This is a genomic window from Pseudomonas oryzihabitans (assembly GCF_032027545.1).
Lineage (GTDB): Bacteria > Pseudomonadota > Gammaproteobacteria > Pseudomonadales > Pseudomonadaceae > Chryseomonas > Chryseomonas oryzihabitans_F.
The window spans coordinates 1-752 of the sequence record NZ_JAVSJB010000087.1 but is presented as its reverse complement, the minus strand read 5'-3'; the positions used below and the strand labels follow the sequence as shown (position 1 = coordinate 752).

The 752-nt window shown below is 71.8% G+C and carries 1 protein-coding gene; it reads left to right on the top strand.

Annotation, left to right across the window (positions count from 1 at the left end):
• A partial coding sequence (locus RND78_RS27830; RefSeq protein ID WP_312733452.1) for an AMP-binding protein occupies window positions 1-752 on the top strand: 752 nt, incomplete at both ends.

Genomic DNA, 752 nt, shown 5'->3' with positions numbered 1-752 from the left:
GGCCGGCGGGTGCTGCAGAAGACCCCGTTCAGCTTCGACGTCTCGGTGTGGGAATTCTTCTGGCCGCTGCTGACCGGCGCCACCCTGGTGGTGGCCGAGCCGGGCGCCCACCGCGATCCACGGGCGCTGCGCGAGGTGATCGTGGCCGAAGGGGTACAGGTGCTGCACTTCGTGCCGTCCATGCTGCAGGCCTTCCTGGCCGCTGGCGAACTGGCGCGCTGCCCGAGCCTGGACCAGGTGATCTGCAGTGGCGAGGCCCTGCCGCGCGAACTGCAGCAGGCCTTCCACCAGGCCCACGGGGCCGCGTTGCACAACCTCTATGGTCCCACCGAGGCGGCCATCGACGTCAGCCACTGGCCATGCGATCCCGCAGACGAAGGCCTGGCGGTGCCCATCGGCCGGCCCATCGCCAACCTGCGCCTGCTGGTGCTGGACCCCTGGTTGGCGCCGGTGCCGGACGGGGTGACCGGCGAGCTGTACATCGGTGGCGCGGGCTTGGCGCGTGGCTACCACGGCCGGCCCGGACTGACCGCCGAACGCTTCGTCGCCGATCCCTTCACGCCTGGAGCACGGCTGTACCGCACTGGCGACCTGGCGCGTTGGCGGGCGGACGGCGCCCTGGACTACCTGGGGCGGATCGATCACCAGGTGAAGATCCGCGGCCAGCGCCTGGAACTGGGCGAGATCGAGGCACGGCTGCGCGCCCATCCGGCGGTGGACGAAGCGGTGGTGGTGGCACGGGCGGGCGAGGG